This is a genomic window from Leisingera sp. M658 (assembly GCF_025144145.1).
Taxonomy (GTDB): domain Bacteria; phylum Pseudomonadota; class Alphaproteobacteria; order Rhodobacterales; family Rhodobacteraceae; genus Leisingera.
This window is the reverse complement of record NZ_CP083546.1, coordinates 2,348,855-2,362,326: the sequence shown is the minus strand read 5'-3', so window position 1 is coordinate 2,362,326 and position 13,472 is coordinate 2,348,855. Positions and strand designations below refer to the sequence as shown.

General features: G+C 60.1%; 12 protein-coding genes and 2 tRNA genes. 8 read left to right on the top strand and 6 right to left on the bottom strand.

Annotated elements, in window-relative coordinates:
• The first annotated feature begins 441 nt into the window (after positions 1-441).
• The 3 genes from K3724_RS11805 (at position 442) to K3724_RS11795 (ending at position 2,496) form a co-directional block, all read left to right on the top strand.
• On the top strand, positions 442-1,320 hold the full coding sequence (locus tag K3724_RS11805) for an ArdC family protein (RefSeq protein ID WP_259985010.1): 879 nt from the start codon (positions 442-444) through the stop codon (positions 1,318-1,320).
• Between the two features lie 667 nt (positions 1,321-1,987).
• The gene (locus K3724_RS11800; RefSeq protein ID WP_259985008.1) at positions 1,988-2,293 is read left to right on the top strand and encodes a hypothetical protein; all 306 of its coding nucleotides are present in this window, start codon (positions 1,988-1,990) and stop codon (positions 2,291-2,293) included.
• Positions 2,293-2,496 (top strand): hypothetical protein, encoded by a 204-nt coding sequence (locus K3724_RS11795; protein WP_259985006.1) that lies wholly within the window; start codon positions 2,293-2,295, stop codon positions 2,494-2,496. The genes K3724_RS11800 and K3724_RS11795 overlap by 1 nt, the downstream gene beginning before the upstream one ends.
• Before the next feature lie 43 nt (positions 2,497-2,539).
• On the opposite strand, the gene K3724_RS11790 is transcribed toward K3724_RS11795, so the two are convergent.
• Positions 2,540-3,061 carry a hypothetical protein gene (locus tag K3724_RS11790; protein WP_259985004.1) on the bottom strand — a complete coding sequence of 174 codons (522 nt, stop codon included), beginning with the start codon at positions 3,059-3,061 and terminating at the stop codon, positions 2,540-2,542.
• Positions 3,062-3,534: 473 nt separating this feature from the next.
• On the opposite strand from K3724_RS11790, the gene K3724_RS11785 reads away from it, so the two are divergent.
• Positions 3,535-4,719 carry a site-specific integrase gene (locus tag K3724_RS11785; RefSeq protein WP_259985002.1) on the top strand — a complete coding sequence of 395 codons (1,185 nt, stop codon included), beginning with the start codon at positions 3,535-3,537 and terminating at the stop codon, positions 4,717-4,719.
• A gap of 62 nt (positions 4,720-4,781) precedes the next feature.
• Here K3724_RS11785 and K3724_RS11780 read toward each other — a convergent pair.
• Positions 4,782-4,855 (bottom strand) — tRNA-Cys (locus tag K3724_RS11780).
• A gap of 105 nt (positions 4,856-4,960) precedes the next feature.
• Positions 4,961-5,674 (bottom strand): CbiX/SirB N-terminal domain-containing protein, encoded by a 714-nt coding sequence (locus K3724_RS11775; protein ID WP_259985001.1) that lies wholly within the window; start codon positions 5,672-5,674, stop codon positions 4,961-4,963.
• 173 nt (positions 5,675-5,847) lie between these two features.
• Between K3724_RS11775 and K3724_RS11770 the strand changes: the two genes are divergently transcribed.
• The 4 genes from K3724_RS11770 (at position 5,848) to K3724_RS11755 (ending at position 11,040) form a co-directional block, all read left to right on the top strand.
• Positions 5,848-5,921 (top strand) — tRNA-Gly (locus K3724_RS11770).
• 167 nt (positions 5,922-6,088) lie between these two features.
• Positions 6,089-7,888 (top strand): ABC transporter transmembrane domain-containing protein, encoded by a 1,800-nt coding sequence (locus K3724_RS11765; RefSeq protein WP_259984999.1) that lies wholly within the window; start codon positions 6,089-6,091, stop codon positions 7,886-7,888.
• A 207-nt stretch (positions 7,889-8,095) separates the two neighbouring features.
• Entirely contained in the window at positions 8,096-9,988 is a 1,893-nt protein-coding gene (locus K3724_RS11760; RefSeq protein ID WP_259984998.1) for an acyl-CoA synthetase, read from the top strand.
• A 116-nt stretch (positions 9,989-10,104) separates the two neighbouring features.
• Entirely contained in the window at positions 10,105-11,040 is a 936-nt protein-coding gene (locus K3724_RS11755) for an alpha/beta hydrolase (RefSeq protein ID WP_259984996.1), read from the top strand.
• Here the strand turns inward: K3724_RS11755 and K3724_RS11750 are convergent.
• From K3724_RS11750 to K3724_RS11740, 3 genes are all read right to left on the bottom strand, one after another.
• Positions 11,037-11,594, bottom strand: a complete 558-nt coding sequence (locus K3724_RS11750; protein ID WP_259984994.1) for a DUF4453 domain-containing protein — start codon at positions 11,592-11,594, stop codon at positions 11,037-11,039. The two genes, K3724_RS11755 and K3724_RS11750, sit on opposite strands and share 4 nt — an antisense overlap.
• A gap of 68 nt (positions 11,595-11,662) precedes the next feature.
• On the bottom strand, positions 11,663-12,499 hold the full coding sequence (locus tag K3724_RS11745; protein WP_259984991.1) for an alkaline phosphatase family protein: 837 nt from the start codon (positions 12,497-12,499) through the stop codon (positions 11,663-11,665).
• Between the two features lie 146 nt (positions 12,500-12,645).
• Positions 12,646-13,470 (bottom strand): DUF2182 domain-containing protein, encoded by an 825-nt coding sequence (locus tag K3724_RS11740; RefSeq protein ID WP_259984988.1) that lies wholly within the window; start codon positions 13,468-13,470, stop codon positions 12,646-12,648.
• Between the last annotated feature and the right edge of the window lie 2 nt (positions 13,471-13,472).

Below are 13,472 nucleotides of genomic sequence, written 5' to 3'. Positions count from 1 at the left end.
CGCCAAGCTGATGTTCGTCTTGTTTTGAGCCCACGCTAAAGCGCGCGGGCAACATCTCCCAATAGACTGAACCGGGGCTCAACGGGCCGTTGGCCCGCTCATTCCGATCCAGACATCATTCCTTTTGTTTGGTCCGCCCAACATCCCTGACCGTGGCGGTCAACCTTGGGCCATCCCCAAAATAATCCACCAATTTCCCCTGTCTCGCAGGCGAGCCATTCCTCGCGCGGCAAATTGGCGTCTGATTTTGGCGCAGACATTTTCTTCGCAAATGTGGCCGATTGACAGCCCCGTTCAGGGCCGTGGGTCGGGCTTTGCCCTCTCCCACTCTGTTCCGCCGAATACATGCGTATTCGGTCAGATCAGGTGGCCGAGGCGCAGCCCATCGGCGGAAGGGGGCGTGAAGCCTCACCCGCGTCACTTTGATCGAGGAGGCCACAAATGGCACCGAAGTTTGATGTTTATGCCCATGTCACCGACACCATTATTGCAGAGATCGAGGCGGGCACACCGCCATGGCGCAAGCCGTGGACCGGGAGTGCGTCCGGCATTGCCCTGCCGACACGGCACAACGGCGAGGAGTATCGCGGGATTAATATCCTGATGCTCTGGGTCATGGCGGCCAAGCAAGGCCATGTGTCCAGCCGCTGGATGACCTACAAACAGGCGCAGGAGCTTGGCGGTCAGGTCCGCAAAGGAGAGACTTCTTCGACCGTGGTCAAATACGGGACGTTCACCCGAGAGAACGAATTGGGCATTGAGGAAGAACTGCCCTATGCGAGCGCATACCGCGTGTTCAATGCGGATCAGATCGAAGGTTTGCCGGAGGAGTACTACGTCCGGCCCGAGGCTCCGCGCGACCTTGGGACGGCGGAAGACCTAGAGCTTGAGGCGTTTTTCGGCCGGACGGGGGCAGAGATTCTCACCAGCGATGACCCGCGCGCCTACTACAGCCCCGCCAAAGACCACATCCACATGCCGCCAATTGCCACGTTTCACTATGCGGCAGGCTATTATGGGACCTTGGCCCATGAGGTGATCCACTGGACAGGTAGTGAAAAGCGGCTTGAGCGGATCAAGAAATTTGCGAACCGTGAGGCCTATGCCTTTGAAGAGCTGGTGGCGGAAATCGGCGCTTGTTTCCTTGGTGCTCAGATTGGTGTCGCGCCGGAATTCGACCAAAGCGCCGCCTATGTCGAAGGGTGGTTGAAAGCGCTCAAAGGAGACAAACGGGCGATTTTTCGCGCGGCGTCCGAGGCGCAAAAGGCAGCCGATTTTGTCCTAGCAGCCGCAGGTCAATCGAAAGCGGCCGCAGCATGAGCGGCCCCGCAATCCTACCCCCGATGACGTGCCGCAAATGCGGCGCGTCAAACCCGGTGATTTTTCTGGCACCGGTCATCGTGAAGGGCAGTTGTTCGTGCATTTGCTTGGATTGCGCCGAGGCCCGTTCGTGGCTGGACCCGGACGGCAACTTGAAGCCCGGTGTTGAGCTTTGAGCACCTGCGCCCCGCCTCATGTGGCGGGGCGCAGGCCTCGGGGGATGAAATGAGAAATTGTGACCCGTGCTGCTTCGCACGGGCCGCTCTGAGAAACGGGCTGTGCGGAGGATCGACCGGCTTTCAGCCCGCTCACCTCCTTCAGGCTTCTTTCAACTTGATTGGTCCGCCCAACATCCCAGTCGTGTCCCGTCAATGGGCAAGCGCCGCGCAGGCGCGTCGTCAAAGCCTGCAACCCGTGTCCTCGCGCGGGGTGCGCTGCGGGCCGCACCAGTTGCGGCTTTGACCCATTGACTGGCCGCTCCTGGGCCGTGGGTCGGGCTGTGCCCCCACCCACTCTGTTCCGCCGAATACATGCGTATTCGGTCAGATCAGATTAGCCGGTGCGCAGCCCATCGGCGGAGTGGGGAGGAAACCGGAAAGGCTCCGGGGGAGCGTTTCCCCGAGCCACGAGCCAAACCCCGACCGCAGCACCCAAAAGGAGGCCACAAATGGCTCACAAATATCAGCCCCCGAAATTCTGGACCTGCGACTGTGATCGCACGACCGGCGGTCACATCATCGACGGGCTTTATAGCACCTGCGTGTATTGCGGGAAGCATCGGCATGAGCTCAAGGAAATCGTTGTTCCGTCGGGTTTGGGCGGCGTGTTCTGTGTCGAGATCCTCAGCGTCAAGGATGATTGCGTCAAGGTGAAGGTTGCCAAGAGCTCGAATGGCTTTGACGCGCTGCCGCCTTTCACCGTGCCGTTCAAGGACATCGCCCCGCGTTGGAAACACAAGGCGGGAGAAATCTAATGATCCCTGATTTTCAAAGCGATGATTTTGGAGCCGCGCGACTGGAAGACACCGTCAGCTTGCGAAGCGCAGCCCGCGAGGCGCGCGCCACGCTTTACGCGGTGTTGAACCGGCTGGAGCTGAACGATCTGGAGGGTGAGGAGCAGCCCTATATCGACGATTGTCTTGGGGCTCTCGCAATCCTTGAGGAGGCGTTGCGATGACCTTGGAAGAGATCAAGGCAGCAGTGGACGCGGGCGACCGCGTTCACTTCGCGGTTTGGGTCGAACTGTCGATATCGGCCGGATCATGCGGAGGGTTCTTTCGCTCTTTGATTTTTCCCTCAAGTCGCGACGAAAACCCTTTAACCTCTGCCGCGAACCTGATCGATTTTGGGACATTGGGTCGCTCTTCGCCTTTTTTGTCCGAGGCTGCACATTGAGCCGCATAGGACAAAAGAATCCGATTTGCTTTCTTTCTTTGACGTCCAACTTTGTCACGAAAAGGCTTGTGGTAGCCCTTGGTCTTTGCGTCCAAAAGTGGGGCTCGACGCTCGTCGTCGCCGATACCAGGCCAATCCAATCCCAGAATTTTACAGCAGGCACACGAAAGGGAAAAATACTCGAGAAAGTTTTCGCTTGTTGGCTTGGTTTTGGGTTTCTTGGCTTTCGCCTTCTTTTTGCTCTTCTTGCCTTTGGTTCCAGGCATCGAAGATAGCGGGTCATAAGACCAGCCACGCCCCCCTGGGTAAATAATTGTGCTGCCACCTGAATAACCGCCGCGCCCCATTTCGAACCTCAAAAAACAAAAAACAATGCCGTCAGTGTAGCGCCGGTCTGTGTCCGCGCAAGTATCTGGCTGTCGCAGCCTACGGCTGCTCCAAACGGAATACAGGCAGTTGATGCAATATTATAATATTGAATCAATTATGGCGAAGTGCCATAACTGGGCTGCCTGTATGATGCTGGCAAGAAATAGGGGTGATTACTTCACATGGGCCGACCGCGCGCACCACGGCACAAGCGACTTACGCAAAACCAGCGTCTCGCCATCGTGCGCAAGCGTGCCGAGGGGGTGCAGATCGAAGATCTGGCCAACGAATTCGGCGTCACGAGAGGGCTGAAAAATGAGCCCAAGCCATATTCAGCTGATTCCCACCCCTGAGCTCGCGCTTCTCTTCGGCTACACTGAGCCGAGCGCGTCCTTCTATGACTTCTGCCGTAGGACGGGTATCGCTCCGGTACCAGGGCGGCGCGGGTGGTATGACCCGAAGCTCATTCGCGCGCGATTGGATGCTGTTCAAGGCATCAGCGCGGCAGAACGCGAAGCTACTTCCCAACCGAGTCTCGTTGCACAGCGGAGAGCGCGCCGTGCCCAGAAGTAACCTTCCCAAGGGCGTCCACCGTGTCCGGCGCAAGGTTGTGTCCGGTGTACGCTACCATTTCTATGCTTGGCGGGGTGGCCCAAAATTTTGGGAAGGGACGGACCCAAACCCCAAAGAACCCGATTTCTTCCATGCGTTTTCACAATGCGGCACCCCCGTGAGCCCGGCTGAATATCTGACGACTCACTTGGTCGACGATTTTTTGTCCAGTGCGTCCTTGCCCAAGGCTGAGCGTTCAAAGGCTGATATCCGCAAGTGGCTGGAACTGTTTCGCGAGGAATTTGGGGCAGATCCCGTCGCAATGTTCGAAGAGCGCGCCTCGCGAGGCGAGGTCAACAATTGGCGCAAGAAGTGGCTTCATTCTCCCAAGCAACACGACATGGCAGGCACCCATGCCACACGCGTCCTCAATTGGGCGGTGGAAGAGGGAAAGCTGAAAGAGCACCACTGCCACAAGCTCAAAAAGCTCTACCAATCGAACCGCACAGAGATCATCTGGACAAGCGGCGATATCGCCCAGTTCAACAAACATGCTCCCAAGTGGGTTCAAAGGATCCTGACCGCCGGATGCGAAACCGGCTTGCGAGCGGCCGATCTGGTTCAGGTTAAAATGGACCAATTCGAAGACACGCCGCACGGCAAGCGCCTTCGCTTCAGGACCAGTAAGCGCGGCCAGATCGCATATATCCCGGCCACATCGGCACTTGAGAAATTGATCGCAGAGACGCCGGAAGGCCAAGAGGTGCTGCTGGTGTCAGAGCTTGGCAGGCCTTTGACGGCCCGTTGGGCATCGAACCAGATCACCAAGTGGCGGCGCGAAGCTCAGATCCCCCCTTGGATCGACGGTAGAGAGAAGACTTTGTCTGATACGCGCGGGACGGCGGCGACAAGATTGCTGAATGCCGATCTGTCTTTGCGCCAGATTGCGGTGCTGATGGGGTGGTCGGTTCGCTACGCGGCGCAGGTTATCGAGCACTATGCGCAGGTTAGCCCGGACGAAAGCGATGCGGTTTTGCGCAAGCTCAATCGGGCAAAATCACTGTCTCAAGACACAAAAATGTAAACGCCCCTGTAAACGCGGGGCCTCAAACACGGCAAGGAGTGATCTAAGTGATTGTTTTTAAATGGAGGCGAGTACCGGAATCGAACCGGTGTACACGGATTTGCAATCCGCTGCGTAACCACTCCGCCAACTCGCCAGCCGTGGTGTAGGGCGTGATTAATCACATGCTTGCAGCCTGTGCAAGAGGTGTATTGCCTCTGTCCGGGCCAAAAACTGCTTTTCTTTCCGGCTAGGAAAAATCTCAGCTGCCCGCACTTTGGTCGGGTGCAACCGCGCGGATGGCTTCGGCGATCAGGGCTGGAATACCGGGCAGCGCGCCAGCGACGGGCAGCAGAATTCCCTTGAACCCCGCAGCCTCGAGCGCTTGGGGGATGTCCTGTTTCACATGATCGCCGGCCTGGGCAAAGAAAGGCAGGCAAATGGAGCGAACAGATAATGCGGTTGCGGCGGTTTCAATCCGCGGGGATTGTTCCACATAGCCGGGCGAGAGTGTGCAGCCAGGCAGCAAGGGGCGCAGGTGGGCGGCAAAATGGTCTGCGGCCTCTGCCGCTTTGGGGCCGCGGGCAGAGCCGTGCGCGGCAAGCAGAAGATGCGTTTCTGCCAGCGGCCAGCTTTGGTCTGTGACAGTCTGGCGGACGGCCTGGGCCGCGAGGGCGGGAAGGGCGGCATCCAGACCGAAAGGCGGTGCCATGCGGTAGCTGCGGCCCTTAAGGCGGTCCGGCAGAACCTTGGCCGTGAACCATCCCTGCGACATAAAAAACGGATAGACCACGGCGTTCTCGGCAATTTCGCGCTCCAGCCGCCCAGGCGTGGCGAGGGTGGCGGAGCGCACATCCCAGTCCGGCAGATGCGTCGCAACTTCTGCCGCAAGACCGGCCAGGGCGGCCTCTGCCGGAGCAGGGTCGGAAGGCTGGCCATGGGCGGTTATAACGGCGGTGCGCGTGATCTTTCTCAAGGCGGAGGTCCGGATCGTTGAAATTGCGGAAGCTGGCAGGATTGTTCCTATATTTGGGGGGCTTGCCGGGAACTCTGCAAGTCTTGGATGGATTTTTTCTGCGGCGCGTCGAGAAACGAAACCAAGGAGGTTGACCTTCCCGGGCGCTTCACCTAAATCAGCAAACACTCTGAGCGGGTATGGTGAAATGGTATCATAAGAGCCTTCCAAGCTTAAGGTGCGGGTTCGATTCCCGCTACCCGCTCCAGATCTTCCCCCGGCTGCCATTCTGTTACACCGTGACGCGGGACGTTCGCGCTTTCATGTGCTTTTTGAAACGGCTCAGCGCTTGACGCGCGGAGCCTGCAGGGCCATGAACCTTGGCGAATGCGCGGGGTTTCATACCCGCCAGCCCAAAGTGCAGAAGGATCCGGTATGGCGCGGAGACAAGCGGCCCCGAATGCGGAACAGGAGCGCGAAGGCTCCCGTAAAATTGGCGTACTGTCGGCGCTGTGGCCGTATATGCGGCCATACCGTCTGCTGATGCTTGCTGCGACCTGCGCGCTGGTGATGACCGCAGGGCTGTCGCTGACGCTGCCTTTGGCAGTGCGCCGGGTGGTGGATAATTTCCGGGTCTCGGATTCCGAATTGCTGAACCTCTATTTTGGCGCGGCGCTGGGAATTGCTGCGCTGCTCGCGGCTGGCACCGGTGTGCGCTATGCGCTGGTGACCCGGCTGGGGGAACGGGTGGTGGCCGATATCCGCAAGGCGGTGTTCGACCGGGTGATCGGCATGAGTCCGGAGTTTTATGAACGGGTCATGACCGGCGAAGTGCTGAGCCGGATCACCACTGATACAACGCTGATCCAGTCGGTGCTGGGGTCCTCGGTGTCGATCGCGTTGCGCAATCTGCTGATTTTCCTGGGCGGCATGGTGCTGATGCTGCTGACCTCGGCCAAGCTGACGATGATGGTGCTGCTGATTGTGCCGGCCGTTATTGTCCCGATTCTGGTGCTAGGCCGCCGTCTGCGCGCGATCAGCAAGGAAAATCAGGACTGGATCGCGGCCTCCTCAGGCAATGCGGGTGAGGCGCTGGGGGCGGTGCAGACCGTGCAGGCCTTTACCCATGAGGCCGCCAGCCGCCTGAAATTCGGCGAGATGACCGAGACCGCCTATACTGTTTCCTGCCGTCGGATCCAGACGCGTGCTTATCTGACAGTAATCGTGATTTTTCTGGTGTTCTCTGGTGTTGTCGGCGTGCTGTGGATGGGCGCCAATGATGTGCGCGCAGGTGTCATGTCAGAGGGTTCCCTGATCCAGTTTGTGATCTATGCTGTGCTGGTGGCTGGCTCGGTGGCAGCGCTGTCGGAAATCTGGAGCGAGCTGCAGCGCGCTGCCGGCGCAACCGAGCGGTTGGTTGAGCTGTTGAACGCCAAGGATACCGTGCTGGATCCGGCTGCGGCGCAGGTGCTGCCCGCGCCGGTCAAGGGCGAAATCCAGTTCGACAATGTGTCGTTCCGCTATCCGTCGCGCCCCGATGTCTCGGCGCTGGACGCGGTGTCGCTGGCGGTAAAGCCGGGCGAGACTGTTGCATTTGTCGGACCGTCCGGCGCGGGCAAGACCACCATCATTCAGTTGTTGCAGCGGTTTTATGACCCGAACCAGGGTGCGGTGAAACTGGATGGTGTAGCGCTGACAGCGCTGCAGCGGGATGAATTCCGCCGTCACATCGCGCTGGTGCCGCAGGATCCGGTGATCTTTGCTGCCTCCGCCCGCGAGAACATCCGGTTCGGCCGGCCAGAAGCCTCGGATGCCGAGGTCGAAGCTGCAGCCCAAGCCGCCGCCGCGCATGACTTCATCTCGAAACTGCCCGAAGGCTATGATAGCTTCGTCGGCGAGCGCGGGGTGATGCTGTCGGGCGGCCAGAAACAGCGGATTGCCATTGCCCGTGCCATTCTGCGCGATGCGCCGGTACTGCTGCTGGACGAGGCGACCTCGGCGCTGGATGCCGAAAGCGAGCGTCTTGTGCAGGCCGCGGTGGACGAGCTGAGCCAAGGCCGCACCACACTGATTGTGGCGCACCGTCTGGCAACGGTGAAGAAGGCCGACCGGATTGTGGTGATGGATCAGGGCCGGATTGTGGCCACCGGCACCCATGATGAGCTGGTGGCGCAAGGCGGGCTGTATGCGCGCCTGGCCAAGCTGCAGTTCACCGAAGGGCTGGCAGCGGAGTAAACGCCAATTCCTGAAGAATACTCTGCACCCCGGACTGGTTCCGGGGTGTTTTTGTTTGGAAAACCGCAAATCGCAGCAAAATGGCGCCACGTCATGCCGCAAACTGCCTTGGCGTGACCCTGTTGCAGTGCTTGCGCAATTGCGCGTTTGCAATAGTCTGGGCGCAAACAGAACACCCCATTCATTGGGGGAACGGGGAGGAGATTTATGGGATTTTCCGGAGTCGCAGACCGCGACGCGCTGCAGAACGAAATGCCGTATGAGGCGCGGGATCTGCCGGCCACGCTGTATGGGCTGCTGTCACGAACCGCGGGCAAGTACCCGAACAGCAACGCGGTCAGCTATCAGATTTTTTCCGGCCCCCGGGACAAGGCGGAAACCCTGACCTGGAGCACGCTGAAGGATCAGGTGAGCCAGGCGGCAAATATGTTCCGCGCGCTGGGGATCGGAGAGCAGGACGTGGTCGCCTATGTGCTGCCCAACTGCCACGAGACGCTGGTGACCATGCTCGGCGGTGCTGTGGCGGGGATCGTGAACCCGATCAACCCGCTCTTGGAGCCAGAGCAGATCGCCTCGATCCTGCGCGAGACCAAGGCCAAGGTGGTGGTGACCCTGCGGCCCTTCCCCAAGACCGACGTGGCTCAGAAGGTGGCTGAGGCGGTGCGCCATGCGCCTGGGGTGAACACGGTTCTGGAAGTGGACCTGAACCGTTACCTGACGCCGCCGAAATCCTGGATCGTGCCGCTGATCCGGCCCAAGCTGGATAATCAGGCCAAAGCGGCGCATGCGGATTACCTGAATTTCTCCAAGGAGATGGCAAAACATCCCGCCACGCTGAATTTTGCCGACAGCGACGGCGACCGGGTTGCCTGCTATTTCCACACCGGCGGCACCACGGGAATGCCCAAGGTGGCGCAGCATAAATACTCAGGCCTGATCTATAACGGCTGGCTGGGGGACACACTGCTGTTCACCGAAGAAGACAACATCATGTGCCCGCTGCCGCTGTTCCACGTTTTTGCAGTGCATGTGATCATGATGGCGGCGGTGTCCTCGGGGGCGCATGTAGTGTTCCCGACACCGCAAGGTTACCGGGGCGAGGGGGTGTTCGACAACTTCTGGAAGCTGATCGAACGCTGGAAGATCACCTTTATCATCACCGTGCCCACCGCTGTTTCGGCGCTGATGCAGCGGGAAGTGGACGCTGATATCTCCTCGGTGAAAACGGCGTTTTCCGGCTCGGCCCCGATGCCGATGGAATTGTTCAAGCGGTTTGAGGCGGCTTCGGGTGTGACCATTGTCGAAGGTTACGGGCTGACCGAGGCGACCTGCCTGGTGTCCTGCAACCCTCCGGGCGGTGAAAAGAAGGTTGGCTCGGTTGGGATCCCGCTGCCCTATACGGATGTGCGGATCGTCAAGCAGACCTCCGACGGCCCGCTGGAATGCGGAGTCGATGAAGTCGGGGAAATCTGCATCTCGAACCCCGGCGTGTTCCCCGGCAATACCTATACCGAAACCGACAAGAACGTGGACCTCTACTATCAGGACAAATACCTGCGCACCGGCGACTTGGGGCGGATTGACGGGGATGGCTACCTGTGGATCACCGGCCGTGCCAAAGATCTGATCATCCGGGGCGGCCACAACATCGACCCGGCCGAGATTGAAGAGGCGCTGCTGGGCCATGAAGCGGTGGCATTTGCCGGCGCTATCGGCCAGCCGGATGCCCACTCGGGCGAGCTGCCTTGCGCCTTTGTTGAGCTGGTGGGCGGCGCCTCGGTCAGCGAGGAGGAACTGCTTGAGTACTGCAAGATCCACGTGCATGAGCGGGCGGCGATCCCCAAGCATATGACGGTGCTGGACGAGCTGCCGAAAACCGCCGTGGGCAAGGTGTTCAAGCCGGATCTGCGCAAACATGCGATCACCCGTGTTTACAACGGCGCACTGGAAAAGGCGGGTCTGGCCGCGCGGGTTGTCAGTGTCACCGATGACAAAAAACGCGGTCTGGTGGCCCAGGTGGCGGCCAATGGCAGTGCCGAGCCTGAAATTTCCGGTGTCCTGGCCAGCTTCACCCGGCCCTGGGAGCCGGCGGCGGACTGAACCTGATTGTAAACGTGAGATAAAAGGCGCCCTCAGGGGCGCTTTTTCATTCAGGCATTCCATTTGCGGGAATCTCTGCCTAGGCTCTGAAAACAGACACGCAGGGAGGCTCGCGGATGGATTATGAACGGCTGATCGACGAAGAGACCTGGGACTTTATCCAGAAGACCGGGGAGCACTACCCTGATGACGCCGTTGAGATGTCCATTGAAGAGCAGCGCCTGATTTATGACTCCATGGCACGCGAGTTCCGGGTGCCGCGTCCGGATGTGGTTTCGGTCACGGATACCTCGGCTAACGGGGTGCCGGTCCGGGTCTACACCGCAGGCGATCCGACCCGCACAGTGCTGTTCTGCCATGGCGGCGGTTTTGTGGTTGGCGGGCTCGACAGCCATGACGATGTCTGCGCCGAGATCTGCGCCCAGACCGGTTACCGGGTAGTGGCCGTGGACTACCGCCTGGCGCCGGAGCACAAGCACCCGGCCAGTTTCGAGGACGCCTGGACCGCTTTGGAATGGGTGGAGGCCGCTTATGGCACCGGCATTGTCCTGACCGGTGACAGCGCCGGTGCGAACCTGTGCGCTGCGGTTGCCGCCCATGCCCGGGGCCGGACAGAGGCAATCCTGGGGCAGGTGCTGATCTATGGCGCCTTTGGCGGCGATGTGAACCAGGGGTCTTATATCGAACACGCCAAAGCGCCGATGCTGACCCGCGAGGATGTGCTGTTTTACATGGATATCCGAACCGATGGCGCGGCGCCGAAAGATGACCCGCTGTTAACACCGCTTGCCGACAGCGATTTTGCAGGTCTGCCGCCGACAGTGCTGGTGACAGCTGATTGCGACCCGGTGCGCGATGACTCCCGTGATTACAGCGACCGCGTTCAGGAGGCCGGCGGCAAGGCGCATTGGATCAACGAGCCGGGCCTGATCCACGGGTATCTGCGCGCCCGCCACAGCGTGGGCCGGGCGCGGGACAGTTTTGAGCGGATCTCGGTCGCGATCGAAGCGCTGGGGCAGGGGATCTGGAGCTACGATGACGAGGCGCCCTAGCCGGCAACCTCGCGGCATTGCTCCTGAACCAGCGATGTATCCAGCCAACCGCCGCTGGTTGCCTGCCAGTCCGGGCCGGAGGTTGTGACATAGGTCCAGCTGCCAACCGGGATGTGCGAATAGCTGACATAATCCCCGGCAACGATCAGACCGACCAGCGGTGCATCCGGGCGGTGTCCCGCCCGCAGGCCGGTCACCGGACCCAGCCAGCCCAGGCAGGCGCTTTCAAACTCGTCCCGCACAGGCAGGTCCCACAGCTGGTGCCTGAGGAACAGATCGTCCAGGTCCAGATAGGTCTGCTTGTTGTTCACCCGGCAGCCGAACCGCGCCTCCATCTCCTTGACCAAAGCCACCATCCGCCCGGCGTGCGGCGGCAGGGATACGGATTTGCCGATGCAATCGCCGTTGTTGAACACCGCCCGGCCCAGCGGCGAGCCGAAACAATACCCGGCCCGGTCGATAACTGCGTTCCTGGTGAACCACAGGTCGTGACAGGCATCGCTGGCCAGTACCGGGGACGCCAGCAGGCACAGCGCAGCAGCAAAAGATTTCATGGCAATCGTTCCTGACGAAAAAAAACAGCGGCTGAGGACCATTCTAGCACAAAACCGCCGAATTCGCGTTACTTCAGGAACGGTTCTGCCTTCATGGTGCCGGCAACGGGTGCGCCCAGACGTTTCAGGATGGTCGGCGCCAGCTGGCGCTGGTCGATCACGGCGTCATGATCGGGGCCTTCGGCATCACCAAAGTAATACAGTGCTGTTTCCTGCTGCAGCGGGCCGCGGCCGCCATGGTGGCCGCGCTCGTCCTGGCCGTGGTCGGCGGTGACGATCACCTCATAGCCCAGATCGCGCCAGCGGGTGATGAATGGGGCCAGCATCTCGTCCATCACGAAACAGGCGTGGTCCATTTCCTGGCAATCATGGAAGAACCGGTGGCCCATGCTGTCCAGGGTACAGGTGTGCAGCATCCCGTAGTCCAGGCCAAATCGCAGGCAGAGGTTGGTCAGGGTGCCGAACAGATCGACATCCGACGGGGTCATCTGATTATCTTTGCCGTAGCCGGTCATGGAATGAAACCGGCCATGGTTGATGGTCTTGCTTTCGGGTTCGTCGTATTCGATGTCGCGCACGTAGTCGAACGGATGCCGGTTGAAGAAGGACGACCAGTAGCTGTGCGCCACAGCCCCCGTCACGCCGCCCGTTTCGCGCACCTGGGAGAATACGTCCTTTTCCTTCAGCCGGAACACATTGGCGTTGCCGGTGCAGCCATGGATGGCGGGCGCCACACCGGTGTGGATCGAGGCATAGCAGCTGGCCGAGATCGACGGCAGTACAGCGCGCAGTTTCCAGACGCGGGCATCGCCGCTGTCGACCCAGCCTTCAAGGTTGCCGAACAGGCGGCGGAAGTTGCGCCACGGCACACCGTCCAGAATGATGAGCAGGAGTTTGTTGTCCATTCGCCGAATCCCTTTTTCGCGCAGACCTTGGTGCCGTATCATCGTGACGGTTTCTTGAATTGCCATTCAAAAAACGAAAGGATGGTCAGAAACCGGCATTTCAGCGGGAAGTTTCCTTGCTTTGCCGGGGAGGGGCCGGGCCGGGCTTAGAATGCGGTGGCAAGGACATAGACGCCGGCAAGCAGTAGGAGCCCGCCAGTGGAGCTGGCAAACAGGCGCGGGTTGCGGACATGCTTTTCCGCCAGCACATAAAGCGCGAGCCCAGCAATCCAGTAGAGGTTCATGATGCCGCCGGCAAACAGCAGCAGCATCAACGCCCAGCAGCAGCCGAGGCAAAAAACGCCGTGATGGGCGCCCATCAGTACAGCACCATCCAAACCTGTGCGGTTATGCGCGGTCAGAAATTGTACCGGCATCCGGCAATGAAATAGGCAGGCGTGCTTGTAGGGGGTAAACTGATAGGCGCCCGCCGCCAGCAACAACGCACCGCCAAGCGCGCGGCTGCTGAGCGACATCATGGGACCATCAGAGAGGCCCCACGATTCCAGCCACCATTGCAAGCTGGTGGCGATAATTGAAAAAACGGCCCAAGCCAGCAGATAACCGCCAAGAAACGCCAAACTCAGCAGCGGTGCCTGCTGCGGTCTGGAGCCGGCTCTTTTGATGGCCGTGTAAAGCAGCAGCACAGGCGCGGCACTGGGGGTCATCATGGCGACCATCATGATCCACCACATCAGGAAGGTCAGCCCGGCATAGGCAGGCGTCCAGGCATTGTTCGCGTCCATCTGCATCGGTGCGCCAATCGGTCCGGCCATCCGTGTCATTTCTACTGCGGTCATGGTCATGCCAACGCCGAAAACAGTGTAAAGCACGCTAAGCAGCACGATCATGGCCACGGCGCCCAGCACCACTGCCTGATCGTGGCGCGCTAACCGTTCCGCTGTTCCCTTTATGCGCAGCACCGGTGCCATGG

Coding starts and splice junctions, on each gene's coding strand:
- K3724_RS11805 (WP_259985010.1), top strand. CDS start 442: ATGGCACCGAAGTTTGATGTTTATGCCCATGTCACCGACACCATTATT.
- K3724_RS11800 (WP_259985008.1), top strand. CDS start 1,988: ATGGCTCACAAATATCAGCCCCCGAAATTCTGGACCTGCGACTGTGAT.
- K3724_RS11795 (WP_259985006.1), top strand. CDS start 2,293: ATGATCCCTGATTTTCAAAGCGATGATTTTGGAGCCGCGCGACTGGAA.
- K3724_RS11790 (WP_259985004.1), bottom strand. CDS start 3,061: ATGGGGCGCGGCGGTTATTCAGGTGGCAGCACAATTATTTACCCAGGG.
- K3724_RS11785 (WP_259985002.1), top strand. CDS start 3,535: ATGACCCGAAGCTCATTCGCGCGCGATTGGATGCTGTTCAAGGCATCA.
- K3724_RS11765 (WP_259984999.1), top strand. CDS start 6,089: ATGGCGCGGAGACAAGCGGCCCCGAATGCGGAACAGGAGCGCGAAGGC.
- K3724_RS11760 (WP_259984998.1), top strand. CDS start 8,096: ATGGGATTTTCCGGAGTCGCAGACCGCGACGCGCTGCAGAACGAAATG.
- K3724_RS11755 (WP_259984996.1), top strand. CDS start 10,105: ATGGATTATGAACGGCTGATCGACGAAGAGACCTGGGACTTTATCCAG.
- K3724_RS11750 (WP_259984994.1), bottom strand. CDS start 11,594: ATGAAATCTTTTGCTGCTGCGCTGTGCCTGCTGGCGTCCCCGGTACTG.
- K3724_RS11745 (WP_259984991.1), bottom strand. CDS start 12,499: ATGGACAACAAACTCCTGCTCATCATTCTGGACGGTGTGCCGTGGCGC.
- K3724_RS11740 (WP_259984988.1), bottom strand. CDS start 13,470: ATGGCACCGGTGCTGCGCATAAAGGGAACAGCGGAACGGTTAGCGCGC.